The organism is uncultured Gilvimarinus sp., assembly GCF_963972205.1.
Classification (GTDB): Bacteria; Pseudomonadota; Gammaproteobacteria; order Pseudomonadales; family Cellvibrionaceae; genus Gilvimarinus; species Gilvimarinus japonicus.
The window spans coordinates 988,418-1,011,879 of the sequence record NZ_CAXAUC010000001.1 but is presented as its reverse complement, the minus strand read 5'-3'; the positions used below and the strand labels follow the sequence as shown (position 1 = coordinate 1,011,879).

The window sequence follows — 23,462 nt, the reverse complement described above, 5'->3', positions numbered from 1 at the left end:
GTTTCCCGCGTTTCATTTGCCGAGTAGAATAGACGGCTTTTGTGTGGTGCTGCAAGCGCGGCGCCTTTATGTGTTATATGGCTGTGAGGTAAGCATGGATTTCCCAACCATTGAAGCGTACGTGGGCAATACCCCAATGGTGCGGGTTCAGCGATTACTGGGCGAAAGCAGTAACACCTTGTTGCTGAAGCTTGAGGGCAACAACCCGGCCGGCTCGGTTAAAGATCGCCCGGCACTGGAGATGATTCAGGGCGCCGAAGCGCGCGGCGAAATAACACCCGGCGATCGCCTGATTGAGGCAACCAGCGGCAATACCGGCATCGCCTTGGCGATGGTGGCCGCCATTAAAGGTTACCCGCTGACCTTAATCATGCCCGATAACAGCACTGCCGAGCGCAAAGCCTCCATGGCCGCTTACGGCGCTCGTTTGATTTTGGTGAGCCAAGAAGAGGGAATGGAGGGCGCGCGGGATCTTGCACTCAAAATGCAGGCCAACGGCGAGGGCAAAGTACTCGACCAATTTGGCAATTTGGATAATCCGGCAGCTCACTACCGTACCACCGGTCCCGAGATTTGGCAGCAGAGCCGGGGGCGCATTACGCACTTTGTCAGCTCTATGGGCACGACCGGTACCATTATGGGTTGCTCGCGGTATTTAAAAGAGCAAAATCCTGAGGTTGCTATTATCGGTTTGCAGCCCGAAGAAGGGGCGAGTATCCCCGGTATTCGGCGCTGGCCCGAGGCTTATTTACCCGCGGTGTACGAGGCTTCGCGGGTCGATCGTATTGTTAGTATGAGTCAGAGCCGCGCCGAGCAGATGACCTTGCGTTTGGCGCGTGAGGAAGGGATTTTTTGCGGCGTGTCGTCGGGCGGTGCGGTGGCCGCCGCTCTGGAGCTGGCCGAAACCCTGGACAACGCCGTGATTGTGGCGATCGTTTGCGATCGCGGCGATCGCTATTTATCGTCTGGGTTATTTGATACCGCACTCGACGCTAACACACAATGAGCCGCCGAGCCCCCCATCGCGGACGTCAGCGACCCAAAACCAAACGGCAAGCCCCTGCGGGGCCGCCGCTTGAGCTGGATATCATAAGGCTCAGTCACGATGGTCGCGGTATTGGCACGCACCAAGGCAAGACGGTGTTTGTCAGTGGGGCCTTGCCGGGCGAGCGTGTAATCGCCAAATTACAGCAAGAGTTTGGCCGTTATAGCGAAGCGCAGGTGCTTGAGCTGCTCAGCCATAGCGAACAGCGCCAAGCGCCGGTTTGCGTGCATTTTGGTCAGTGTGGTGGTTGTCAGTTGCAGCACATGGACGCCGCTGAGCAGCTTGCCGCTAAGCAGCAAGGGGTGTTGGATCAATTGCGCCGCTTTGCCAATGTGGTGCCCGAGCAAATGGCCGTACCATTGACGGCACAAGTGTTGGGTTATCGCGCTCGCGCTCGTCTTGGGGTGCAATTTAATAAGGCCGGTAAGGTGGCGTTAGGGTTTCGGCGCGCGGGCGATAAACAGCTTGTTGCACTCTCGCAGTGTCCCGTGTTGCAACCGTCATTGCAGTCGGTCTTGGCTCCGCTGGCCGCGTGGCTGGAGCGCTTTAACGTGCTTGCGGTTACTCATGTTGAGCTGGTGGCGACTGAGCTTTGTACTTTGGTGATACGTTTAATTCGGCCATTGGCACATGATGCGAGCGAGGCGCTGATGACGCTTGCAGATGAGTGTGGCTGGCAGGTGTTGTTACAGCCGGGCAGTGATAAAAAAGCGCTCACCACTGTTGGTGGTGAATCGGTGGACCCGCGCTTGCATTACACACTAACGGCTGCCCCCGGCGCAAAAAAGGCGTTAACCATAGGTTTTCATCCCACTGATTTTACTCAGGTAAACCCGGCGATTAATCAAAAAATGGTGACCCAGGTACTCGAGTGGCTGGGTTTGTCGGCCGGTGAGCGGTTGTGGGATTTATTTTGCGGCGTGGGTAACTTTTCGTTGCCGGCGGCGCAGTGTGCCGCTCAGGTAATCGGGGTCGAGGCGGTCGAGGCGATGGTGGCGCGCGCGCGCGAAAACGCCGCCGCCAATCATATTGCCAATATCGAGTTTCTCGCCGCCGATTTAAGCCAATCGTCCATTGACCGGCTGGTACAAAAGGCGGGCCGGCCCGATGCGATCGTGCTGGACCCGCCGCGTGATGGGGCACGAGATATATGCGAGCAGCTGGGAAAGCTGAAGCGCGCTCGTATCGTTTATGTGTCGTGTAATCCCGCCACCTTTGCGCGGGATGCAAGAATTTTGGTCGATCAGGGGTATCGCTTGCAGCGCTTTGGGGTGATGGAGATGTTTCCGCAGACCTCGCATCTGGAAACTATGGCCCTGTTGATTAAAGGCTAATGTCCGCGACGTTTTAGCGGCGGCGGGCGACGATAGGCACAGCGAGCGTGACAGGGTATGATCACGGCCACGATATTGGTCTAACACTGACGGGGTTTTATGTACCATCAATACTTCGGTTTGGTAGAGCCTGCGTTTTCCATTGCGGTTAACCCGCGCTACCTTTACATGAGCGATCAGCACAAAGAGGCCTTGGCGCACTTATTGTACGGTGTGCGCGGCGGTGGTTTTGTGTTGCTAACCGGCGAAGTGGGCACCGGTAAAACGACGATTATTCGCTCGCTACTGGAGCAGTTGCCCGACAATACCGATATCGCCATGGTGTTCAACCCGATGGCCAACGTACCCGAGATGCTTGGTATGATTTGCGACGAGCTTGGGGTTAAGTACGTCGCCGATGAGCACACCGTAAAATCGCTGACCGATGCCTTGCATTTGTATCTGTTGGAGAATCATCGCCAAGGCCGCAGTACGGTGCTGTTGATTGATGAGGCGCAGTTGCTCTCTGCCGATGCCTTGGAACAAATTCGCCTACTGACTAACTTAGAGACTGACACTAAAAAATTATTGCAGATCATTTTAGTGGGGCAGCCCGAGTTAAACACACTCTTGTCACAGCCGCGCTTGCGTCAGTTGGCGCAGCGTATTACCGCGCGTTTTCATTTATCCCCGTTAACCCTGGCCGAGACCGAGGCCTACATTGCCCATCGGTTGCAAGTGGCTGGTTTGGCGGAAGAGCGCAACCCTTTTCCGCGCGCCATTGTGAAAAAAATTCATCGTTTTAGTGGCGGCATTCCGCGGCGTATTAATATTTTGTGCGAGCGGGCGCTGGTGGGCTTATACGGCCACAACAAACAACGGGTCGACAATGCAACCTATCGCTTAGCGCGGCGCGAAGTCGTCGGCGGCTTGGATGAGCCGGCAAAAGATCTGCGCAATTGGTTGGTGTGGGGCTTGGGTCTGGCGTTAGTTGTGGTGATCGGGTTATTGCTGTGGGTGTTGTGGCCTGTAGCCGGTGATAAAAGTACGAGTAAACCGCTAGAGGTTAGCGCGGTTAGCAGCAGTTCATCGGTCGCGTCAGTGGCTGCTAATAAGCCAAATAATAATGCGCGACCGGCGCAAGAGGCTATTTATTTTGCGCGGCTGCAAGAGGCGCAGCAAGCATTATATGGCCATGTCGGCATGGCGACAGGTGAGGGCAACCCTTGCTGGCAAACCGCTGCGAGTGATATTCAGTGTGAGACTCGCAAATTTAGCACCTGGTCTGAGCTGCGGGATTTAAATCGCCCGGCGGTGTTAACCCTTAATACTCCCGATAAATTTACGGTATACGCAGTATTAGTCGGTTTGGGGCAATACCGGGCAGCGCTGATTACATCCACCGGCGAGCATCAGCTGATGCCATTGACTGAGCTGGGCCAGCGTTGGAATGGTGCGGTGTTTTATGTCTGGCATAAACCGCCCGGTTATACCGGTGCGATCAGTCAAGGCGATCAAGGACAAACGGTACACTGGTTGGCGCAGCAGTTTGCGCAGTTAGATGGCCAGACGCGCCGGTTGACGAACGATCGCTTTAACCAAGCGTTAACCGAGCGGTTAAAAATATTTCAGCGTCAAGCTGGGCTGACTGCCGATGGCATACTGGGGCAGCAGACGTTGCTTAAACTCAACGAAAGGTTGGAGATCGATACCACCTTAGAACCTGTGCAGGAGCCCTGAGCATGTCGTTGATTTTGGATGCATTGCGTAAGGCTGACCGCGAGCGCCAGCAACAACAAAATGGTGTGCCGGGTCTTGATGCGGCACACGCTCGGGCCGAGGTGCCACCTCGCAGATTATGGCCTTGGCTCGTGGCGATCGCAGTTGTGGTGTTGGGGTTATTGGCCGCGGTTATCTGGTTGGCGCTAGAGCGTCATCAGGCGGCACCGGTGGTGGTTCAAGCACCCGAGCCGGTTTCGTCCATAACCAAACCGTCAGCTCCCGCACAGGCAACGGTTGCGAGTGCACCCACTATCACCAGCGCGTCGGCTGACAGCCTATCGCTTGAGGTAGCGCCGGGCGAGTTGGACGGTAAAACGGCATCAAGCGTCGCGTCGGGCAGCACTGCCGCGCTCGCCAGTAAGCGTATGGCGCAAACCGCGGCCGGGCAGGCCTCTAGCGATACGACGCAAATGGACACACAAGAGAATCTGGATAAGCCTGCGGTTGATGCTGAGGTGGCACGATTGTATAGCGCACCGCCACCGGACGAGTCGCCTGAGACAGTTGCGCCTCGCCCAGCGGTAGCGCCCGTTAAGGTCCCAGCGACCGCATCGGCCATTACAGATTCCGCGGCGACTCGTCCGGCGCCCGATGATGCAGCGCTGCGATCATCATTGCTGGCAGCGCACCCCAATGTGGGCACTATTCGCGATTTACCTTTAGCGGTGCAAAATGCGATTCCGACACTGATGTACGCCGCTCACGAATACCGCCAAGGTGGCGCCAGTGAGGTGACGATTAATAATCAAAGCTTACGCGAAGGGCAAACACTGGGAGATTTAGAGGTAGAGGTGATTGCCGAGGACGGTGTGATTCTGCGCAAGGGGGACCACCAATTTAAACTGACGGCGATGTCCAGTTGGGTGAACATGTAGGGCGGCGGTAGCGCTGTTCTAGCGTTGACCAATGACTTGGGCCGGGTTGCCCGCCACGATGGTGTTGCTGGCCACGTCCCGCGTTACAACCGATTGCATACCCGCGACGGCGCCACGACGCATGGTTACGCCATCAACCACCCCGGTGTGACTGCCAAGCCACACATCGCTTTGCAAAATAATCCCTTTAGAGCTGACTGGCTGCTCGCGAATCAGCCGCTCTGGCGCCAGGCCGTGATTAAACGCATAGAGTGAGCAGTAAGCGGCCAAGCGACAGTGGTCGCCAATGTGAATGCCAGCGCGTCCGCCGTCTAAGCTGGCGTGATGATTGATGGACACACTCTCTCCCAGGGTGATCGGGCCGTGCAATACCGCATCGGCGGCAATATAACTGTTGTCGCCAATAATAATAGGGCGGCCGGGCTCGGCAAACAGCTGGGCCTCTGGGGCAATAAAGACATTGCGCCCGATCTCAACCGTCTCAAGCTCACACAGGCGCGCTTGGATGGCGGCTTGCCACGGTGCGGCCCATTCTAGGTGCTTAGGCTTTAGCCGGTAATAAAGCCAGGGCATATAGCTTAAGCGGCGTTTGTGCTGAGCTTGATAGGTGGCAGAATCGGGCATAAAGCAGGGCGTAACCTATAGAGATGTGCCGCCATTGTAGCTCAGAGCCCAGCCGTGCCGATAGCGCACAAGAGGGTGATTAGCCTTGAGGGATGGGGTTGCGAGCGTCTTGGTGAGGCGGGGGGAAGAAAAGGTGTCCGCCGCCTTCATTGCAGCGGTAATCGCTGCCGGTTTCTTTTGTGCACCGAAACACGCGGAGCTAGGGCGTGCATTGTCGGATCGTGGTGGAGTATCGAGTGGACACTCACAGGTAACGTAGGCTCATCAACGCTGCCAGATTCCCTCTATGCGAACGCAGTCGTCGAGCGTATCCCGTTATGCGGGCGGGCGGACACCTGAACTAAGTGTAGCACTGTGAGTTTTTAAGGCTATGGGCTGGTTAGTTGATCTGGCTCTTAACCCATCTGGCGATACGTTTTACGGTAATATAGAGGCTTTTACGCGGGCGGTTTATCGGTCGCGTGCCTTATTAAGGTGGTTATGTTCGACATTGTCTGGCAGTCCGATCAGGTGTTGGTGATCGATAAGCACGCAGGGGTGAATTTTCATTCCGAGCAGGGCGAGGCGGGCTTGTTTGCCACACTGACCCAATCGTTTCCGAGCTTGTATCCGGTGCATCGGCTGGATAAGCCGACCTCTGGTTTATTGGTGATGGCCAAGACGGCCGACGCTAACCGGCAATTGTGCGAGCAGTTTCGTCAGCGGCAAGTCGACAAGTACTACCTTGCTATTAGCGGCAAAAAGCCCCGTAAAAAACAGGGGTCGGTGGTGGGCGATATGACCAGCGCGCGGCGCGGCGCCTGGATGCTTACGCGAACGCGACACAATCCGGCCCGTACCGCTTTTGTCAGTTGCCATATGGCTCCCGGGCTTCGGTTGTTTGTGGTTAAACCTGCGACTGGGCGCACTCACCAAATTCGTGTAGCCCTTAAAAGTGTGGGGGCACCCATTGTCGGGGATACCCTCTATGGTGCGGAGCCATCCGACCGACTGTACTTGCACGCATACTCTCTTGGGTTTGAGATTAATGGTGAGTATCAGCGCTTTACGCAACCGCCAAGCAGCGGCGCGTTATTTGGCGATACGGCGTTTACCCACCTGATGAGTGGAGACGTTATCGATGTGGCCGAGCCGTGGAATATGGCATGGCCGGCGTGTTAGCTCGAGGCAAGATAACAATCCTTGTCGGGCTGAGCCTGATTGGGTTGTCGCTCGCTCTGTGGTGGTTTATGTTGTCGTCAGCGAACCGCAGCAATACCCCTTCAAGCTCACCTAATAGGTTGTCCGCCTCCGCATCACCACCGGCCACTTGGCGCCAGCGGCCCTGCCCGGAGGGGGCGTTTGACTCACACCCTGCGGATTTAACCTGTGGCGAGTGGCACACAAGTGATGGCCGTTTTACGCTACCGGTGGTAATTCTGCGTTATCTGCAAAATGATAAGCAGGCAACGCCTTTGCTTTATTTGCAGGGTGGCCCTGGTGCCGGGGCGGGTATAGGGGATAAACGGTCACTACAGCGCTGGCGCGATTGGCGAGATTTTTCCGGTTTGCGCCGGGACTTGATTCTGGTGGATCGGCGCGGTACCGGTGGCAGTCAGCCCCGTCAGATTTGCGAGGCGTACGAGCGTTTTAGTCGCGAGGTGCTAGGGCGCAACCTCGAGCTGCAACAAGAGTGGCGCGAAGCACAGCAGGTGCTTGATACCTGTTTAGCAGCTGCACCGGGTTTTAATCCTGCGGATTACGGCACGCTCATAAGCGCCGCCGATATTCAGCAGTTAGGAGTGGCGCTGGGTATTGCGCGCTGGCACGTGTTAGGGGTGTCTTATGGGTCGCGCTTGGCGCTGGCACTCGCCTCGGCGCCTAAGGCGGGGAGTGAAACGCGCCCGGCAGTGGCAGCTATGGTGCTCGACTCTGTGTATCCCCCCGGTGAAGGCGGGTTGATCGATTGGCCCGATACGCTGTCGCGGGCGCTGGATGGTTTCTACCGCGCGTGTGTGGATGATACCGATTGCGTGCAAGCGTGGCGTGAGCAAGGCTTTAGTGCGGCTATAGATCCCAGTCAGCTTCAAGCCAAGTTGTTTGCGAGTCTGGCACTGTTGCGCCGTGCGCCCATGAGAGTGGATGTACAGGTAGCGGGTTTGCCGCGCCGAGTGGTGGTTAATGATCACCGGCTGTTAGCCGCCGTTTTTGCGGCGAGTTACCATCGTCACCGCTGGAGCGACGTCATTCGTGCCCTGGGGGCCGTCGAGCAGCGCGAAAGGGCGCCGCTGGCGCGGCTGATGCAATTGTTTGTCTCGCAGGCACTGTCAGACTCTATTACCAGCTTTACCTTTATGGCCGTAGATTGCCGGGACAACCGTTTAGGTCGCGAGCAAGAGTTTGAGGCGGCCGTGGCACGTCACCCGCTGTTAGTGCCTTTTCTCAACGGGATGTGGCAGGGACAAATCTGTCAGCGCTGGCCCCAGGGTGCGCCTTTAGAGCTACCGGCGCCCCCTGCGCGAGTGGCGTTATTGGCGGGGAAGTTTGATCCTATTACCCCAGTGGCGTGGGCGCGCGAGTTGCACCGGCACTGGCCCGCAAGCAAGCTGACGGAGTTTGGCGGGATAGGGCATCATGTGCTGGGCAGTAAAAGCTGTGCGCTTGCGCAGCTAGAGGAGTATTTAAGTGGCCAGCGCCAGCGCTTTGAGGATTGCGCTGAACACTGGCCGGCTGCGCTAGCAAGGCTAAGCGGTTAGGGGTTTATTCGTACAGGCACAAATAAGCGGTATCTTGCGCAACCTTGACGCCAAACTTTTGGTTGGCTTCTATTTCAAATGTCTCGCCAGCGCTGTAGGTTACCCATTCGTCACTGCCGGGCAGCTTTACGGTGAGTGCGCCACTGATAACGCTCATATATTCTTTTTGGCTGGTACCAAACTCGTAATCGCCTGGGGCCATCACGCCGACGGTGGCGGGGAGTTTTTCGCCAGCAAAGGCGATAGAGGCAACTTTGCCTTCAAAGTAGTTGTTTACATCAAACATAGCGATGTCCTTTTATCCTGAGGTAGGGTTGGGTGGTGAGAGATTCCCTGAAGGGACGTTGTTTTTTGTCTTTCCACAAAAAGGGGCTGTCCATTGCTGAATAGTGCCGCAATCTTAATGTGGCTCCGCTTGCTGATTCGACAATGATTAACAGCAGGCCAAAAGATCCGTTGAGCGTCGGGGTATGCAACGAAAAAGGGCCACTCACTACTGAGTAGGTCGTTGCTCTTAATATGACTCCGCCTGCTGGGCTCGAACGAGCTCGAATGGCCGCGATTCGAGCAATGATTAACCGCAATCGAGTCGTTGATCTTTGGTGCGCACAACGAAAAAGGGGTTACTCACTAGTGAGTAACCCCTCGTTCTTAATTTGGCTCCGCTTGCTGGGCTCGAACCAGCGACCCAATGATTAACAGTCATTTGCTCTACCAACTGAGCTAAAGCGGATCGGTCACTTCCTCTGTGGAAGTGGGGCGCATATTATAGAGCCTCTGCTTTTTCGTCAACCCCCTTCTTTTAAAAAAATGAATAAATAGAGATGCTTGAGCAAATACTCCACAATTTGTATTAACTCTAAACAATTCAATAGGATAGCCTGCGAGGGGAGTTCGTCACTCGCAGCCTAAATCGCTATACTGGGAAAAGGTTCACTGAGTTATAACTGGGAATATATGGCGACCAATCCATTGCTAGAACCGCTGCAGCTGCTGCTCTATGAAGCCGGCCAAGTGTATAGCGAGCAACGCTTAATCAAGCTCTTGGTCGAGCAAGAGTTGTTACCCGAAAACTACAGCGCTAATCCGCTGTTGTTATTTCAGACTCACTTTGCCTTGTTTAATGCTTTATACCTTTGGCGCGATGAGTTGTTAACCCAGGGGCTAGATCTCGATATCGGTTTGCTGGATGTGCGAGTGAGAACCCTCGAATCGGCATCCAGTCAGGCCGTAGGTGGCGCCCGCGAGGCCAAGCTGCGTGATTATTACCTCGATTGGTCACATTACCACGCCGCCACTGAGCGCAGCGTGGAAGACTTGTTAAGCGACTTTTGGCGGCAGGCGGTGCAGACACAGGTGAGCTGTGATGATCGTGCCCGAGCGCTGGAGATTATGTCATTGCAAATGCCGGTGACTTTAGCCGAAGTTAAGCAGCGCTATCGTCGGCTGGCGATGGCTGCGCATCCGGATCGCGGCGGCGATACCGAGCAATTGCAGCATATTAATTGGGCGGTGGCGGTGCTGCGCAGAGATCTGGCAAGCAATGGAGCTGTTTAACTACCGCGATCAGTATGGTCACCACTACCGGGTGTGTCGGGCCGGGCAAAGCTTGCGTTTGTATACTGATGGAGTTTTTCATACACAATACCACCCAAAGCGTGAATTTGATGGCAGCTTATGGGATTTGCTGTGGTTGCCGAGCGTTGCGCTGAGCAATCAGTCGGTGCGCCGAATCTTGGTGTTGGGCGTCGGCGGTGGCGCGGTTATTTGTGCGCTGCGCAAGCGCTACCCCCGCGCCTTGATTATCGGGGTTGATATAAACCCGGTGCACTTGACCATTGCCCGGCGCTTTTTTCGCGCGGGTGGGCCTAACACGCTGTTAATCGAGGCGGATGCCCTGGCATTTATGCAGTTTTACGCGGGGCCAGCGTTTGATCTGGTTATTGATGATTTGTTTGCCGCGCAAGAGGGCGAGCCTACGCGAGTAGTGGCGCTTACGCCTGCGTGGTCACGGCAGTTGTGTCGCGCCTTAACAGCCCAAGGTTTATTGTTGGTAAATTTTGCGGCGGCGTCCGAGTTGCGCGCGGCTTGGCAGGTGTTGCGCGATGACCCTTGTTATTTTGCCGGGGCACTTGAGTGGTCGCACCGGCGCTATGAAAATCGCATCGGTGCGTTTTACCGTCAAGTTTGCGCTCGCCACTGGCGAGACACCTTGGCACATTGTCTTCCTCGCTCAAACTCGCGGGATTTTACAGCGCGAAAAATCTAAGGCTTTGAACGCGGCTTGCTTAATGCCAACACTTTAAATTGACGGTTGTTGGCAAGCGCCCGGCATTCAGCAAAGTGCGCTTTGGCTTTTTGCTCGGCGCCAATAAACGCGTTGACGACAAAATATGCTTGCCCTCCGGGTTGTAAGTGCTCCCCGGCACTGGCAATAAAACGTTCGGTTAAATCATCGCTGACGTTAAAACCCTGATGAAAAGGTGGGTTGCACAGAATGACATCAAAACGCTGGGCAATTTCAGTGCCAGCGTCAGAAGGTACAACCGTTGCATCTAACCCGAGCTGCTCGCAATTGTAATGCGCGCTGCGCAGCGCGGCGGCGTTATTATCTGTCAAGGTAAACGCGGTTTGTGGTGTGTTAAATAAGGTTTGTGCGGCGCGGCAACTTAGGTACCCGTAACCACAGCCTAAATCCAGCACCGTTAATGGCTCGTTGCTGGGCATGTTTTGTTGCGCCAGCGTGGATAGCAAAAATGCACTGCCTGCATCGATTTTTTGCCAGCCAAATTGCCCGGGCTTGCTCCACAGCAAAAGCTCGCCTGCGCCTTGAGTTTGGCCGGTGTTGTTAAGTGGTGCGATTGGACGCAGGCGTGAATAGTCACTGTCGTCGAGCAGGGCCGATATTTGCCGCTTATTTAATTGTGCGCTGTAGGCCAGACCATGCTTTTGTGTGGCTTTGCTGCAGCCCATTACCTGCGCCGCTTTATCTAAAAAGTTTTTGGCGCCTTCGTTTTTTAAACCCGCGATGACTAATTCACCTTCTGGCTGTAGTACGCGCGCAGCGGCGTTAATAATATGGTGCACCACGGGTTTTTCTTTGGAAATACGATAATAAACTCGCTCTTGCGAGTTGTCGGCGATCGCGCTTAAGTCAAAGTCGTTAAAGGTAACGCCGTGTTGGTGCGCTTTTAAACGCTCACATACATCCCAACGGTTGCTGATAAACTGTGTTTGGGCGCGAACAGCAAGGTGGTCGGTAAATTCTCGGCTCGCTTCATCGCACAGCCAGACCGAGTCGATAGCGGCGGGTGCATTGTGGTAGTGCTCTAACAGCCAGTGTAATGCGGGATCGTTCATGAATGAGAGTCAGTGCTTTTAGGTTGGGCGTTGTGTTTTTGCGCGATTAGGGTTTGGGTCAGCTCGGCCTCAGTGAGCGCGCGAAACTGACCCGGGGCGAGGGTCGAGTCGAGCACTATGCCGGCGATCGATTCGCGGTGCAAACTGACGACGCGGTTGCCGCAGGCGGCAAACATACGCCTTACCTGATGATAGCGCCCCTCTTGCAATGTGACGCGGGCTTCGCGCTCGTTAATAAACGCGAGTTGTGCCGGGCGCGTTAGCTTGCTCTCGCCGTTGAGCTGTAAACCATTGGCAAATTGCGTGATGTAATCTTGGGCGGCCGACTCGCTAATAGGTTGCGCGAGCGACGCTAAATAGACTTTGTTTTTTGCGGCCCGGGGGGCGGTGATTTTGTGATTCCATTGGCCGTCATCGGTAATCAGTACCAGGCCTGTGGTGTCTTTGTCGAGCCGGCCGGCAATTTGTAGGTTGCTTTGCGAAATACCTTTTAAGCAATCGAGTGCCGTGGGGTGTTCACCGTCATCGTTGCTGCAGACAACACCGGCGGGTTTATTCAGCATAAAATAACGCGGATGTGGGTACTGCAGTGCCTGACCGTTTACGCGCACCATTTGTTCGGAGGTTATTTGTTGCTTTGAATTTTTAACGGTTTTTTCTGCTACCGTGACTTTCTCGGCGTGCAGCCAACGTTTTACCTCGTTGCGGCTTGCGCCGGTACAGTGGGCGATAAATTTATCCAGTCGCATAATCGCTCTCGCGCCAGTTAGTGGGCAGTGCCGTGCGCCATTGTAAGCTATCAACGACTTTTGCAAAGCGGCCGTTAATGGGGGCGCAAATACTTAGCGGCGCGCCGGTTACCGGGTGTTGTAGTTGCAGTTCTGTGGCCGCCAGTAGCAAGCGATTGGCGCCAAAGCGGTCGGCAAAAAAGCGGTTGTGAACACTTTTGCCATACTTAGGGTCGCCGATAATAGGATGGTGTAGGTGTTTTAGGTGACGCCGGAGCTGGTGCTTACGCCCGGTAATAGGGCGGCAGTGCACCAGTGAGTAACGACTGGTGGGGTAGCGATCTACAGCCTCGGGTAGCTCAATTTGCGCAAGTGGCGTGAACGCGGTTTGCGCCTCTTGCAGTGGCTGGCTACTGCCGGGGGCATCCCCGTGCTTGTCCGCTTGGTAGCGCAGTGGATGGTCGACCAAGCAGGGCGCGTTAAAATAGCCGCGCACTAATGCCACATAGTGCTTGCTAACCTTATCCGCTTGCCAGGATTCGTTAACGACTCTGGCAACGTCGCGCTCTAGGGCAAACAACAATACTCCAGAGGTGGGTTTGTCGAGCCGGTGTACGGGGTAAACCCGCTGGCCAATTTGGTCGCGCAATAACTGGATGGCAAAGCGGGTTTCGTGACGATCAATAGGGCTGCGGTGCACCAGCAGCCCGCTGGGTTTGTTGATCGCAACTAGGTATTGGTCTCGGTATAAGATGGGCAGTTCGGGTTCGCTGCTTGGCACCGTTGCGGGGGTGGGCACGTCGCGCAGGTATCAGTAAAGGTTAAAAGCGGTGGAGCGTGGCGGCACATCATCGCTGACACATTCGAAGCCCCAGTCACGCTGCTGTTTAACCAGGGTTTGCGCATGGCTTTCGCAAAAACCCTCTTGGTTATCGGCGCGCCATAACACTTTAGTATCCTCGGTGTCTTTTTGGTAGCGGACTTCGCAGGGTACCTTTTGGTCGGGTAGCAAATAGGCGACTTCGATACGGCGGCGGCTGTCATCGAGTTGGCAAACAAAGGTGTAGTTGGCAACAGGCTCGGCGGCACTGGCGGCCACCGCAGCCATCAGCGCGACAAAAAAACACATGGTACGACCCATAAAGCTTGCTCCTGGTGCTCGATTTGGGCACGGTTGTCTACTTTCCGGCAATGGCCTTTTCACCGGAGTCTACGGTTTGATATATCAAGGTGTTGATGGTCATCGGGCCGACACCGCCGGGTACCGGCGTATAAGCGGCAACGCGCTCAACCAGCGGTGCCAATTCGATATCGCCGACGCCGCCCGGATGGTAACCGGCATCAATCACAACCGCACCATCTTTAATCCAGTCGGCTTTGATAAACTCGGGGCGGCCTACTGCGCCCACCACTATATCCGCCTGACGAATATGATCGGCTAAGTTTTTGGTGCGAGAGTGGCAAATCGTAACGGTGGCGTTGGCGCCCAATAGCATCATCGCCATTGGCTTACCCAGAATAGGGCTGCGACCGACGACCACGGCGTGCTTGCCGGCCAGCTCGATATCGTACGCTTCCAATATACGCATAATCCCTTTCGGGGTGGCGCAGCCGTAGGCTTCTTCGCCCATGCTCATGCGCCCGAATCCCAGGCAGGTAACACCATCGACGTCCTTTTGTAGGGCGATGGCGTCAAAGCAGACGCGTTCGTCGATTTGCTCGGGTACCGGGTGTTGCAACAAAATCCCGTGAACATTGGGGTTGTTGTTTAACTCGTCAATTTTAGCCAGCAACTGCTCGGTGGTGGTTTCGGTGGGCATTTCTACCTTTACCGATTCCATGCCGATACGTTCGCAAGCATTGCCTTTCATGCGCACATAGGTGGCTGAGGCTGGATCATCGCCCACCAGAATGGTTGCCAAAATAGGGGTTTGACCTTTGCCATCAGATTTTAGCTCGCTAATCCGGGCAGACAATTCCTGTTCGGTTTTTGCCGCAAGGGCCTTGCCATCGAGAAGCAGTGCAGACATGGAGTGCAGTTACCTTAGTTGGCGGCGCGCGAGTAAGTGGCGCGCTGCGTTGCGTGAGAAAAGGGGCGATATTTTCACATAGCTGACGCGCTAGGCCAAGGCGCCGAGCGTTAAATTTACGGTTTTTTTAGGGGGCGTTACGTGCTTTGCTATAACAGCTTCATTAACTATAGCGCACTGAGTAAAAAGGCGGATAACACGACTTGGCTGGATTAGATTGGCCGCGCCTATACTCTGTGACACTGGGTGCTGGGGTGCAGGTTTTGCGGTGCTTTATATAAGGGGGGTGGGGTGGCTGACGGGGATCGAACCCGCGACCACTGGAATCACAATCCAGGGCTCTACCAACTGAGCTACAGCCACCATTGAGTCAGGCGTTGCCTGTTCTTGTCGCAAACAGATACCGCAAAGCGGTTCGTGTGTACCTTAATTAGGCAATGGTTTGGCCCAAGCAAGGGATGGCGCGCCCGGCAGGACTCGAACCTGCGACCATCCGCTTAGAAGGCGGATGCTCTATCCAGCTGAGCTACGGGCGCATGGCTGGAGCATTGAACCGGACGGCTTGCGTAAAATGGTCGGAGTGGAGGGATTCGAACCCCCGACATTCTGCTCCCAAAGCAGACGCGCTACCAGGCTGCGCTACACTCCGATGTCTTGTTGCGGTGTTGTTGATCCCGCGTTTCAAGAGGTGCGCATAATACCCATGCCCCAGCGTGTCGTCAACGGAAAAACCAATGAATTTATAAAAAAATCGAAGCGTGAGCGTGGGCTTTGCTAGGTGTCGTTCAGCGAATGCGCAAATTGCATGCAAGGCGTGCAAACTGGGTAAAAGCGCATCGGTGGGGCGAGCAAGATGGATGTACACTTGTGTCTCTAGGCGGCGATGGTCAAAATAGCGGCCTGATGAATGTGGAGGTTCTATGCACAATACTGATATAGCTCTGGCGATGAAGCAGGGGATGAGGCGTTTAGCGTCTGGGGTCAGTGTACTATCGACGCGGATTAAGCACGATGAGCGCTTTGCTATGACGGTATCGTCGGTAACCTCGGTGTCGGATAGTCCGCCATCACTGCTGGTGTGTATTAACAAACAAATATCGTTGCAGGGACATTTAGAAAACTTGGGGTGCCACTTTGCAGTAAATGTACTGGGGCACCACCAAGAGCGAGTCTCTAACGTCTGCGCGGGATTTGAGCCGGTGCATGATCGTTTTAGTGTCGGTAGCTGGTTGGAAGGGCCCGAGTCGACTCCCTACCTCACGGACTCTGAGGCGGTGTTTTTTTGCCAAACTGACAAAGTGGTGAGCTACGGCACCCACCATATTGTGATTGCGCGTATCGATGATGTCTTAGTCAGCGAGCATGAGTCGGACCCGCTGTTGTATCACAGTGGTGGTTACCAGCGGCTCAATGGCATGTTGTCTCACAGCAATAAAGACTAAACCTACGCCACCGTTAGCACTAACGTGGGCGCGGGCCACCAGCAGCGCCTGCACCGCTGGTGAGCAATGAAATATGACAGTTTGGCGTCGTAGGTGTGTTGGAATTATGAAAGATTTGTGTCTACGGCAAGTTTGCGGTTAACGGCCACTAACTTTTTATGCACATCTATCGAGTGCATCTGGCCGTTTTACTTGAATATGACTCCAAAACGTCACAAAACACTGGTGGAGTTGCGCAAGTTATTGATTATAAAGGATTTAAATATAAAGGTTAAATAATGCTCAATTTGTACACCTGCCAGTAAATACGGGCTTTAGGGTGCTTTTCCCAAAAACAATCCACCAAGTTATCCACAGAAAGTGTGGAAAAAATTAAACGCTGAGAAATTGTGCAAAATGGTTACAGTCTGGCTGACTAAGTAACAAGCAACAGTGACGGTTTTTGATCATGCTGGTGGTTATATTGCGGTATTGGCTAAATAAGTAATTTAAATATGCACTGCTGTTCAATAGGGTTCGGCAGGCCAGGTGAGGACTCACAACCCATGAGTAATAAACAACAGGTTGCAGTGCTGGGAGGCGGAAGCTTCGGTACAGCGATTGCGAATATAGTAGCGGCCAACGGCCATCAGACATTTTTGTGGATGCGTGATCAAGAGAACGCCGCGCGCTGCCAGCAAAGTCGCGAGAATGAACGCTACTTGCCCGGTGTCCGCTTGACCGAAGGGCTGGAAGTGACCGCCGATTTGCAGCGCGCGGCTGCCGCTACCGACTTGGTGTTTGTGTCGATTCCCAGCCACTCGTTTCGGTCGGTTGCGCGGCAGTTACGCCCGTATTTAAAGAGTGATGCGATGGTGGTGAGTACGGCTAAAGGGATCGAGCCCGAGGGCTTTACCCTGATGAGCGATATTCTGCTGCAAGAGTTGCCAGAGCACGATATCGGGGTGTTGAGCGGGCCCAACTTTGCCAAAGAAATTGTTGCCATGCAGCATACCGGCAGCGTGATTGCGAGCGAGAGTGAGCGTGTTTGTCATGCTGTGCAGCAGATTTTGCGCTCGGAGACGTTTCGGGTGTACGCCAATACCGACCGCGGTGGCGTTGAGCTCGGGGGTGCCCTAAAAAACATTTACGCCATTATTTGCGGCATGGCGGCCGCCATGGGTGCCGGGAAAAACACGCAAGCTATGCTGCTGACCCGAAGCCTTGCCGAAATGGGGCGCTTTGCGGGCGAGATGGGCGCTAATCCCATGACATTTTTGGGGTTGGCGGGGGTGGGTGATTTAATTCTGACGTGCACCTCTGATCTAAGTCGCAACTACCGTGTGGGCTACCAGCTGGGGCAAGGTGAGCCGCTCGATGCGGTGGTCTCGGGCCTTGGGCAAGTGGCAGAGGGCGTCAATACGCTGCATCAAGTAAAACAAAAGGCGGATGAGCTGGGGGTTTATATGCCTTTGGTATCGGGGCTTTACAGCATCTTATTTGAGCGTCGCGCGGTTGCCGATGTGGTGCGCGAGCTAATGCTGGGCGAACAAAGCAACGATGTGGAATACCGCGGGGCCTAATAACCCGACCTTGATTGACGTTAGCGTAAAACGCGAGGATTTTTATCGCGCGTTTTATTGCTCGTCGCTTACACCTCTTGGCTAGATGCTCGCTGCTTGGTGGGTCGGGGCGTTGGCCGATTATGGCGATAGCGACGATCGTCCGCTGCGTGTTGCTCGTATTTTCCTGCCCCTAAACTGGCGCTTTGCCGCCAGTGCTTGATGTCGAAAGTTTCACTCGCTTGGCTTGGCAAAAACGCTCATCTCACGGCGCGATATTCCTATCGCCGCGCGGGTGTTTCCGGTTATTCTATTTTCGCGCATTGACTTGGGCCTTTGGGGCAGGCTATTTGGGGTTGCGGCTTGGTTGAAGCGTTTTATGTGATCCAGCGGGACGAGCTTTACGACCGCCGTGGCGTGTATCAGTAGTTTATGAGCCAAGTGCGAACAATACGCGACCAAGGGCAGGCCGATGAGCGGTGGGATTCTTCTCACACAATGGTACACTGGAGGTTGCTTGTTGCGTCGTTTGTACAGGTGTACATCTTAATTAAATTAGGGATTATCCATGGATAACGAAACGATAAAATCCAATATCACCTCTGCCGATCACTGGATTCGGTTGGTGTTTATGATCTTGTTTGCGTTTATTTTGTATGTGGCCGCCTTTGTAGTTGGAGTGTTGGTCTTAGTGCAGTTTTTGTTTGCGTTGATCACCGGCAGTGACAATAGCAATTTGCGTCAACTGGGGGATTCACTCACTCAGTATATTGCCCAAACGCTGCGCTTTTTAACCTATAACAGCGACGATAAGCCGTTTCCTTTTGCCGACTGGCCTGAGCCGGCCCCAGTGGCTGAGGCTGTTGTGCCTGATGCGGCAGAGCCTGTGGTTGTGGAGCCTGAAGCCAGTGCCCACATGCCTACTGATGGTTCTGAGTCGGACGATGATCGGGACGATCGTCAGTCTAAGTCAGTGTAGCGTCGCTTAAACGGGTTAAATTTTTGGGAACAGGAGTGCTTTTGTGCGTTTATTTGTGTTGCGCCATGGCCGTGCTGAAGCGTTTAAAGCCGACGATGCTAGCCGTGCCTTGGTAGCCTCTGGGCGCGAAGACGTTCGTCAGGTTGTGACCCGTCAATGCGACGCGCTAGGGTCGGTGCCCCATGTTTGGGTAAGTCCCTATCTTCGCGCCCAGCAAACCGCCGGTATTGCCCGTGAAGTACTAGCATTGCCCGACACTTGCGAGCTTGTCAGTAACTTACTGGTACCCGAGGCTCGTGTTTTCAGCCTGATCGATGCGCTCTATCAAGCTAAGTTAGACACCGTGTTGTTGGTGAGCCATCAGCCGTTGGTTTCAACGTTGCTGGATACTTTATGCGGCCCGTCAGAAGCCCACCATATGTCAACGGCATCGCTCGCGGCGGTTGATCTGGATGTTGTTGCCGCCGATATGGGGCAATTACGATGGTTAGTGCATCCATAACAACGACCCCGAGCGGGGGTGTTGTGCCGGTGTTTTTGCGCCGGCATTCTTGATTACCTTGGAGTTCTTATGACCCCTAAGCCGCGACAGTTTGACATAGCAGGGCTGCAATATAAGGCGCAGCAATGGGGCAGTGAGGCGGGGCATCCGGTATTGGCTTTGCACGGCTGGCTTGATAATAGCGCCAGCTTTAGCCGCCTTGCCCCCCAGTTGGCGAACTTAAATCTAGTAGCTTTGGATATGGCCGGCCACGGGCAAAGTGATCACCGCCCGGGCAGCGCTCCTTATAATATTTGGGATGACGTGGCCGATGTGCTGGCGATTGCCGATGCGCTTGGTTGGCAGCGCTTTAGTTTGTTGAGCCACTCTCGTGGCGCGATTATATCCGCGTTGTTGGCTGGTGCGTTTCCCGAGCGAGTCGATAAAATGGTGCTGGTGGAAGGCTTGTTCCCCGAGCCGGTAAGCTCTGAGAACGCCCCCAAGCAGTTGGCGGATTCCATCCGTAAAAATCGTGAGCTGGGCGATAAACCGCTGCGTGTGTTTGCCGATTTAAATGCGGCCGTCAAAGCCCGTACGCAAGGTATGTTTCCTTTAAGCGAAGGCGCGGCGCGCGCACTGACCGAGCGAGGCACGGTACCTGTGGTGGGCGGTTTTAGTTGGAGTACCGATCAGCGTCTGTTGGCGCCATCGTCGTTTAAGTTAACTCGTGGCCAAATTCACGCTTTTATTTCAGCGATTACATCACCCGCGCGCGTGTTGCTGGCTGACGGCGGCATGCCCAAACTCTACCCAGGCTTTACCGAGGCCGCGCAGCAGTACCCGCAATTAGAGGTTATTACCCTAGAGGGTGGTCACCATCTGCATATGGAAGATCAAGCTGAGAAGGTGGCGAGTTACATTAATGATTTTTTTTAACCGTATAAAAATGGCGCTTCGTCTTAGTGTTTGTTTTGTGTTTTTGTTTGTGCTGGCACATCCGGCCCTCGCGCTTGGCGAGCGTTCAGTTAGCTTAGGGGCAACCGATACGGCGCAAGATAACCCGCCCACCGATGAAGCGTCGGTGAGTGTGATGGGTGAGGGCGCAAGCTTACGTATTAAAGGGTTTCCCGGCGCCAGCCTTGAAGCCAGCTCTCGGCAACACGCCGATGATTATCTGGTGGCGCTTGGCACTTATCGCAAAATACGAGGTTTATGGCGCGTCGAGGAGTTGCGTTTACGTGGTGACTTGCAGCGCAAAACATTTCGCTTGCCCGACAACCATACCCCGCGAGAAGGCTTTTTGTTTGTCACCAAACAGTTGCAGCAATATCCGTTGCGTGAGCTATTTGTGTGCGAATCACGCGACTGCGGCGAATCCAATAGTTGGGCCAATAACCACTTTAATATCTTGCAGCTCTACGGCTTGGATCAGTATCAGTATTACGGCGCCTACGAGGTGATGCTGCCGGGCACTAACGGCGTTTATGTCACTGTGTATGCGGTGTTGCGAGGCAATAAGCGGGTGTATTTGCAGCTGGAGGTGTTGCGGCGCGATGCGCCTGAGGCGAGGTAAGTGCTGCCCCTGGCGGTGCCGGGGACAACATCTGCTGTGCTAGCGCAACAGCGATAAAAACTCAGTGCGAGTGGCTTGATTGCTGCGAAAGCTGCCGAGCATGGCAGAGGTTTTCATGCTGGAGTTTTGTTTTTCTACACCGCGCATCATCATGCACATGTGTTTCGCTTCAATGATAACCCCAACGCCCGATGCGCCGGTAATATCGGCAATACACTCGGCGATTTGCACGGTGAGCTGCTCTTGAATTTGCAAGCGGCGAGCGTACATGTCGACGATGCGCGCTATTTTAGACAGCCCTACGACTTTGCCGGTGGGAATATAGGCCACGTGAGCTTTACCGATAAACGGCAGCATGTGGTGCTCGCACATCGAGTACAGCTCGATGTCCTTTACCATAATCATCTCGTTAGAGTCCGACGGAAAAAGCGCGCCATTGACTACCTCGTCAATCGACTGGTGGTACCCCTTGGTTAAAAACTCAAAAGCTTTGGCGGCGCGTTTAGGGGTATCTACCAACCCTGGGCGCTCTAAATCTTCGCCGATTCCTTCGATAATTTTGGCAAAATGTTGCTGCATGGTTGGTACCCTGTCTAAGACGGGCGCGCGGCGCCGGCCGGATGAATCTGTGTAACACAAGCCGCATTATTAACGTTTTGTGAAAAGGCGGCAACATTACGCCAAACTCTGCAGCCGGTAAAGGCTTCCCCCTGCATTAATTACCGGTACAATGGCGCTTTTTTGGCCAAAGCAGGTAATGACGCTGTGCAGCAAGCTAACCAAGTGCAAACTAACGACGCCCGCGCCGCGCTTTTTACGGTGCGTGACTTTATCCGCTACGGCGCCAGCTGCTTTAATCAAGCTGGTGTGTTTTTTGGCCACGGCACTGACAACGCCTGGGACGAGGCAGCTCAACTGGTGTTGGCAGCGATTCATTTGCTGGGTTTTGAAAACCCCCATGTGCTGGATGCGCGTCTGACGGATTCCGAAAAATCCCGCGTGTTGGCGCTTATCGCTGAGCGGATTGAGCGCCGCGTGCCCGCCGCCTACTTAACCGGACGTGCGCGTTTTTGTGGGCTGGATTTTAATGTCGACGAGCGGGTGCTAGTGCCGCGCTCGCCCATTGCCGAGCTGATCGAAGCGGGCTTTGCGCCCTGGCTTGCGGGCGCGCCCGAGTATGTGTTGGATTTATGCACTGGCAGCGGTTGTATCGGTATTGCTTGTGCCTATCAGTTTCCCGATGCCGAGGTGGTGCTTAGCGATATCAGTGCGGATGCATTGGCGGTCGCCGAGAGTAATATTGCCGAGCACGGTTTGGCCGGGCAAGTGGTCACGGCTGAAGGCGACTTATTTGCCGCCGTGGACGGGCGCTGCTTTGATTTAATTGTTAGCAATCCGCCCTATGTGGACGCCGACGATTTAGTCGCGATGCCAGCGGAGTTTCACGCCGAGCCGGACATTGGTTTGGGGTCGGGATTTGATGGCTTAGATTTTACCCGCCGTTTACTGGCTGAGGCGCCGGATTATTTGAACGACGGCGGTGTTCTTGTGGTCGAGGTGGGCAATAGCGCGCAGGCCTTAGCCCAGGCTTACCCCGAGCTGGATTTTCAGTGGGTCGAGTTTGCCCGCGGCGGCCACGGGGTGTTTGTCATCACCCGCGAGGCCCTGGTGGCTCAGGCGGGCCGCTAAGCTGGCCGATATCCTTGTTTATGGCAATACATCGACTGGTAATTTACGTATAATACTGGCCCTTTAATTCGTCTACCGTAATGGAACCGCTATGTCCGGCAACAGTTTTGGCAAACTCTTTACCGTCACAACCTTTGGCGAGAGCCACGGCTTGGCCCTTGGCTGCATCGTTGATGGTTGCCCGCCCGGATTGCCCCTGACCGAAGACGATATCCAGTTGGATTTAGATCGCCGCAAGCCGGGTCAGTCGCGCTATACCACCCAGCGCCGCGAGGCGGATCAGGTTAAGATTTTGTCGGGCGTGTTTGAAGGTAAAACCACCGGCACCCCTATCGGCCTGTTGATCGAGAACACCGATCAGCGCTCGAAAGACTACTCCAATATTAAAGATCAGTTTCGTCCCGCCCACGCCGACTATAGCTATATGCACAAATATGGCGTGCGCGACTATCGCGGCGGCGGGCGCAGCTCAGCGCGTGAGACCGCCATGCGTGTGGCGGCGGGTGCGATTGCTAAAAAGTATTTAAAGGCGACTTACGGTGTTGAGATACGCGGTTACTTGTCGCAGTTAGGCCCTATCGCTATCGAGTCGGTCGATTGGGCTGAGATTGCCAACAACCCGTTCTTTTGCCCCGATGCCAGTAAAGTACCCGAGATGGAAGCGTACATGAAAGCGCTGGGCAAAGAGGGCAACTCGGTAGGAGCCAAAATCACCGTGGTGGCCAGTGGTGTAGCGCCCGGTCTGGGCGAGCCGGTGTTTGACCGCTTAGATGCTGACATCGCCCACGCGCTGATGAGCATTAACGCCGTTAAAGGGGTAGAGATAGGCGCCGGCTTTGCCAGTGTTGCGCAAAAGGGCACTGAGCACCGCGATGAGATTTTGCCTGAGGGGTTTGCCTCTAATAATGCCGGCGGTGTGCTGGGCGGTATCTCAACCGGGCAGGATATTATCGCGCACATGGCGTTAAAGCCGACCTCCAGTTTGCGAATTCCCGGCCGCAGTGTCGATGTTTACGGCGCCCCGGTTGAGGTGGTCACCACTGGCCGTCACGATCCGTGTGTGGGTATTCGCGCCACGCCCATCGCCGAGGCGATGCTGGCGTTGGTGGTGATGGATCACGCACTGCGCCAGCGTGGCCAAAACGGTGGGGTAGAGCACAATATTCCGCATATCCCAGCGCAGCGTGACTGATTAGCGCCCGGGGCGATAACATCGGGCTGAATCCGTTATCGCTTGGTTTGCCCATGTTATAGTCCCCGTGAGT

24 protein-coding genes and 4 tRNA genes are annotated in these 23,462 nt (G+C 54.8%); 16 read left to right on the top strand and 12 right to left on the bottom strand.

Features of this window, described 5'->3' with window-relative positions:
• Nucleotides 1-94: 94 nt before the first annotated feature.
• From cysM to AACY82_RS04500, 4 genes are all read left to right on the top strand, one after another.
• Nucleotides 95-1,006 carry a cysteine synthase CysM gene (cysM, locus tag AACY82_RS04515; protein ID WP_339615570.1) on the top strand — a complete coding sequence of 304 codons (912 nt, stop codon included), beginning with the start codon at nucleotides 95-97 and terminating at the stop codon, nucleotides 1,004-1,006.
• Nucleotides 1,003-2,379, top strand: coding sequence for a 23S rRNA (uracil(1939)-C(5))-methyltransferase RlmD (gene rlmD / locus AACY82_RS04510; RefSeq protein WP_339615569.1), 1,377 nt, complete (start codon nucleotides 1,003-1,005; stop codon nucleotides 2,377-2,379). Before cysM ends, rlmD begins: the two co-directional genes overlap by 4 nt.
• A gap of 99 nt (nucleotides 2,380-2,478) precedes the next feature.
• Nucleotides 2,479-4,098, top strand: coding sequence for an AAA family ATPase (locus AACY82_RS04505; protein WP_339615568.1), 1,620 nt, complete (start codon nucleotides 2,479-2,481; stop codon nucleotides 4,096-4,098).
• A gap of 2 nt (nucleotides 4,099-4,100) precedes the next feature.
• Entirely contained in the window at nucleotides 4,101-5,015 is a 915-nt protein-coding gene (locus AACY82_RS04500) for a general secretion pathway protein GspB (protein ID WP_339615567.1), read from the top strand.
• An 18-nt stretch (nucleotides 5,016-5,033) separates the two neighbouring features.
• Here AACY82_RS04500 and AACY82_RS04495 read toward each other — a convergent pair whose 3' ends face one another.
• The gene (locus AACY82_RS04495) at nucleotides 5,034-5,639 is read right to left on the bottom strand and encodes an acyltransferase (RefSeq protein WP_339615566.1); all 606 of its coding nucleotides are present in this window, start codon (nucleotides 5,637-5,639) and stop codon (nucleotides 5,034-5,036) included.
• Between the two features lie 480 nt (nucleotides 5,640-6,119).
• Between AACY82_RS04495 and AACY82_RS04490 the strand changes: the two genes are divergently transcribed.
• Together AACY82_RS04490 and AACY82_RS04485 are read left to right on the top strand one after the other, a co-directional pair.
• Nucleotides 6,120-6,800, top strand: coding sequence for a TIGR01621 family pseudouridine synthase (locus AACY82_RS04490; RefSeq protein WP_339615565.1), 681 nt, complete (start codon nucleotides 6,120-6,122; stop codon nucleotides 6,798-6,800).
• Nucleotides 6,785-8,374: an alpha/beta fold hydrolase gene (locus tag AACY82_RS04485; protein ID WP_339615564.1), complete on the top strand. Its 1,590-nt coding sequence runs from the start codon at nucleotides 6,785-6,787 to the stop codon at nucleotides 8,372-8,374. The genes AACY82_RS04490 and AACY82_RS04485 overlap by 16 nt, the downstream gene beginning before the upstream one ends.
• A 4-nt stretch (nucleotides 8,375-8,378) precedes the next feature.
• Here AACY82_RS04485 and AACY82_RS04480 read toward each other — a convergent pair whose 3' ends face one another.
• Both AACY82_RS04480 and AACY82_RS04475 read right to left on the bottom strand, forming a co-directional pair.
• A complete protein-coding gene (locus tag AACY82_RS04480) occupies nucleotides 8,379-8,660 on the bottom strand; it encodes a pyrimidine/purine nucleoside phosphorylase (protein WP_339615563.1) in 282 nt (93 codons plus the stop codon).
• 371 nt (nucleotides 8,661-9,031) lie between these two features.
• Nucleotides 9,032-9,107, bottom strand: a tRNA-Asn gene (locus tag AACY82_RS04475).
• A 224-nt stretch (nucleotides 9,108-9,331) separates the two neighbouring features.
• Between AACY82_RS04475 and AACY82_RS04470 the strand changes: the two genes are divergently transcribed.
• Nucleotides 9,332-9,931, top strand: coding sequence for a DNA-J related domain-containing protein (locus tag AACY82_RS04470; RefSeq protein WP_339615562.1), 600 nt, complete (start codon nucleotides 9,332-9,334; stop codon nucleotides 9,929-9,931).
• The gene (locus tag AACY82_RS04465; protein ID WP_339615561.1) at nucleotides 9,918-10,643 is read left to right on the top strand and encodes a methyltransferase domain-containing protein; all 726 of its coding nucleotides are present in this window, start codon (nucleotides 9,918-9,920) and stop codon (nucleotides 10,641-10,643) included. Before AACY82_RS04470 ends, AACY82_RS04465 begins: the two co-directional genes overlap by 14 nt.
• Here AACY82_RS04465 and AACY82_RS04460 read toward each other — a convergent pair.
• The 8 genes from AACY82_RS04460 to AACY82_RS04425 all read right to left on the bottom strand — a co-directional run bounded on the left by AACY82_RS04460 (nucleotide 10,640) and on the right by AACY82_RS04425 (nucleotide 15,141).
• Nucleotides 10,640-11,734: a methyltransferase gene (locus tag AACY82_RS04460; protein WP_339615560.1), complete on the bottom strand. Its 1,095-nt coding sequence runs from the start codon at nucleotides 11,732-11,734 to the stop codon at nucleotides 10,640-10,642. The two genes, AACY82_RS04465 and AACY82_RS04460, sit on opposite strands and share 4 nt — an antisense overlap.
• A complete protein-coding gene (rsuA, locus tag AACY82_RS04455; protein WP_339615559.1) occupies nucleotides 11,731-12,483 on the bottom strand; it encodes a 16S rRNA pseudouridine(516) synthase RsuA in 753 nt (250 codons plus the stop codon). Before rsuA ends, AACY82_RS04460 begins: the two co-directional genes overlap by 4 nt.
• Nucleotides 12,470-13,261, bottom strand: coding sequence for a pseudouridine synthase (locus AACY82_RS04450; protein ID WP_339615558.1), 792 nt, complete (start codon nucleotides 13,259-13,261; stop codon nucleotides 12,470-12,472). The genes rsuA and AACY82_RS04450 overlap by 14 nt, the downstream gene beginning before the upstream one ends.
• A 12-nt stretch (nucleotides 13,262-13,273) precedes the next feature.
• The gene (locus tag AACY82_RS04445; protein ID WP_339615557.1) at nucleotides 13,274-13,603 is read right to left on the bottom strand and encodes a hypothetical protein; all 330 of its coding nucleotides are present in this window, start codon (nucleotides 13,601-13,603) and stop codon (nucleotides 13,274-13,276) included.
• Nucleotides 13,604-13,640: 37 nt separating this feature from the next.
• The gene (gene folD / locus AACY82_RS04440; protein ID WP_339615556.1) at nucleotides 13,641-14,492 is read right to left on the bottom strand and encodes a bifunctional methylenetetrahydrofolate dehydrogenase/methenyltetrahydrofolate cyclohydrolase FolD; all 852 of its coding nucleotides are present in this window, start codon (nucleotides 14,490-14,492) and stop codon (nucleotides 13,641-13,643) included.
• A gap of 287 nt (nucleotides 14,493-14,779) precedes the next feature.
• Nucleotides 14,780-14,855 (bottom strand) — tRNA-His (locus tag AACY82_RS04435).
• A gap of 96 nt (nucleotides 14,856-14,951) precedes the next feature.
• Nucleotides 14,952-15,028: transfer RNA gene (locus AACY82_RS04430), tRNA-Arg, on the bottom strand.
• Between the two features lie 36 nt (nucleotides 15,029-15,064).
• Nucleotides 15,065-15,141, bottom strand: a tRNA-Pro gene (locus tag AACY82_RS04425).
• Nucleotides 15,142-15,412: 271 nt separating this feature from the next.
• Here AACY82_RS04425 and AACY82_RS04420 point away from each other — a divergent pair.
• The 6 genes from AACY82_RS04420 to AACY82_RS04395 all read left to right on the top strand — a co-directional run bounded on the left by AACY82_RS04420 (nucleotide 15,413) and on the right by AACY82_RS04395 (nucleotide 20,508).
• Nucleotides 15,413-15,934, top strand: coding sequence for a flavin reductase family protein (locus AACY82_RS04420; protein ID WP_339615555.1), 522 nt, complete (start codon nucleotides 15,413-15,415; stop codon nucleotides 15,932-15,934).
• A gap of 545 nt (nucleotides 15,935-16,479) precedes the next feature.
• A complete protein-coding gene (locus AACY82_RS04415) occupies nucleotides 16,480-17,496 on the top strand; it encodes an NAD(P)H-dependent glycerol-3-phosphate dehydrogenase (protein WP_339615554.1) in 1,017 nt (338 codons plus the stop codon).
• 547 nt (nucleotides 17,497-18,043) lie between these two features.
• Entirely contained in the window at nucleotides 18,044-18,454 is a 411-nt protein-coding gene (locus tag AACY82_RS04410; protein ID WP_339615553.1) for a DUF4389 domain-containing protein, read from the top strand.
• Nucleotides 18,455-18,497: 43 nt separating this feature from the next.
• Nucleotides 18,498-18,956 (top strand): phosphohistidine phosphatase SixA, encoded by a 459-nt coding sequence (sixA, locus tag AACY82_RS04405; RefSeq protein WP_339615552.1) that lies wholly within the window; start codon nucleotides 18,498-18,500, stop codon nucleotides 18,954-18,956.
• 69 nt (nucleotides 18,957-19,025) lie between these two features.
• A complete protein-coding gene (locus AACY82_RS04400; RefSeq protein ID WP_339615551.1) occupies nucleotides 19,026-19,871 on the top strand; it encodes an alpha/beta hydrolase in 846 nt (281 codons plus the stop codon).
• Entirely contained in the window at nucleotides 19,858-20,508 is a 651-nt protein-coding gene (locus AACY82_RS04395) for a DUF4892 domain-containing protein (RefSeq protein ID WP_339615550.1), read from the top strand. The genes AACY82_RS04400 and AACY82_RS04395 overlap by 14 nt, the downstream gene beginning before the upstream one ends.
• 39 nt (nucleotides 20,509-20,547) lie before the next feature.
• Here the strand turns inward: AACY82_RS04395 and folE are convergent, their stop codons facing one another.
• Entirely contained in the window at nucleotides 20,548-21,087 is a 540-nt protein-coding gene (gene folE, locus AACY82_RS04390) for a GTP cyclohydrolase I FolE (protein ID WP_339615549.1), read from the bottom strand.
• Between the two features lie 204 nt (nucleotides 21,088-21,291).
• On the opposite strand from folE, the gene prmB reads away from it, so the two are divergent.
• A complete protein-coding gene (gene prmB, locus AACY82_RS04385) occupies nucleotides 21,292-22,197 on the top strand; it encodes a 50S ribosomal protein L3 N(5)-glutamine methyltransferase (RefSeq protein WP_339615601.1) in 906 nt (301 codons plus the stop codon).
• Nucleotides 22,198-22,288: 91 nt separating this feature from the next.
• Entirely contained in the window at nucleotides 22,289-23,389 is a 1,101-nt protein-coding gene (gene aroC, locus AACY82_RS04380) for a chorismate synthase (protein ID WP_339615548.1), read from the top strand.
• Nucleotides 23,390-23,462 lie beyond the last annotated feature (73 nt).

Coding starts and splice junctions, on each gene's coding strand:
- AACY82_RS04410 (WP_339615553.1), top strand. CDS start 18,044: ATGGATAACGAAACGATAAAATCCAATATCACCTCTGCCGATCACTGG.
- AACY82_RS04415 (WP_339615554.1), top strand. CDS start 16,480: ATGAGTAATAAACAACAGGTTGCAGTGCTGGGAGGCGGAAGCTTCGGT.
- AACY82_RS04490 (WP_339615565.1), top strand. CDS start 6,120: ATGTTCGACATTGTCTGGCAGTCCGATCAGGTGTTGGTGATCGATAAG.
- AACY82_RS04465 (WP_339615561.1), top strand. CDS start 9,918: ATGGAGCTGTTTAACTACCGCGATCAGTATGGTCACCACTACCGGGTG.
- AACY82_RS04420 (WP_339615555.1), top strand. CDS start 15,413: ATGCACAATACTGATATAGCTCTGGCGATGAAGCAGGGGATGAGGCGT.
- cysM (WP_339615570.1), top strand. CDS start 95: ATGGATTTCCCAACCATTGAAGCGTACGTGGGCAATACCCCAATGGTG.
- folE (WP_339615549.1), bottom strand. CDS start 21,087: ATGCAGCAACATTTTGCCAAAATTATCGAAGGAATCGGCGAAGATTTA.
- AACY82_RS04470 (WP_339615562.1), top strand. CDS start 9,332: ATGGCGACCAATCCATTGCTAGAACCGCTGCAGCTGCTGCTCTATGAA.
- AACY82_RS04505 (WP_339615568.1), top strand. CDS start 2,479: ATGTACCATCAATACTTCGGTTTGGTAGAGCCTGCGTTTTCCATTGCG.
- AACY82_RS04495 (WP_339615566.1), bottom strand. CDS start 5,639: ATGCCCGATTCTGCCACCTATCAAGCTCAGCACAAACGCCGCTTAAGC.
- AACY82_RS04480 (WP_339615563.1), bottom strand. CDS start 8,660: ATGTTTGATGTAAACAACTACTTTGAAGGCAAAGTTGCCTCTATCGCC.
- AACY82_RS04460 (WP_339615560.1), bottom strand. CDS start 11,734: ATGAACGATCCCGCATTACACTGGCTGTTAGAGCACTACCACAATGCA.
- aroC (WP_339615548.1), top strand. CDS start 22,289: ATGTCCGGCAACAGTTTTGGCAAACTCTTTACCGTCACAACCTTTGGC.
- AACY82_RS04500 (WP_339615567.1), top strand. CDS start 4,101: ATGTCGTTGATTTTGGATGCATTGCGTAAGGCTGACCGCGAGCGCCAG.
- rlmD (WP_339615569.1), top strand. CDS start 1,003: ATGAGCCGCCGAGCCCCCCATCGCGGACGTCAGCGACCCAAAACCAAA.
- AACY82_RS04485 (WP_339615564.1), top strand. CDS start 6,785: ATGGCCGGCGTGTTAGCTCGAGGCAAGATAACAATCCTTGTCGGGCTG.
- folD (WP_339615556.1), bottom strand. CDS start 14,492: ATGTCTGCACTGCTTCTCGATGGCAAGGCCCTTGCGGCAAAAACCGAA.
- AACY82_RS04395 (WP_339615550.1), top strand. CDS start 19,858: ATGATTTTTTTTAACCGTATAAAAATGGCGCTTCGTCTTAGTGTTTGT.
- AACY82_RS04400 (WP_339615551.1), top strand. CDS start 19,026: ATGACCCCTAAGCCGCGACAGTTTGACATAGCAGGGCTGCAATATAAG.
- rsuA (WP_339615559.1), bottom strand. CDS start 12,483: ATGCGACTGGATAAATTTATCGCCCACTGTACCGGCGCAAGCCGCAAC.
- AACY82_RS04445 (WP_339615557.1), bottom strand. CDS start 13,603: ATGGGTCGTACCATGTGTTTTTTTGTCGCGCTGATGGCTGCGGTGGCC.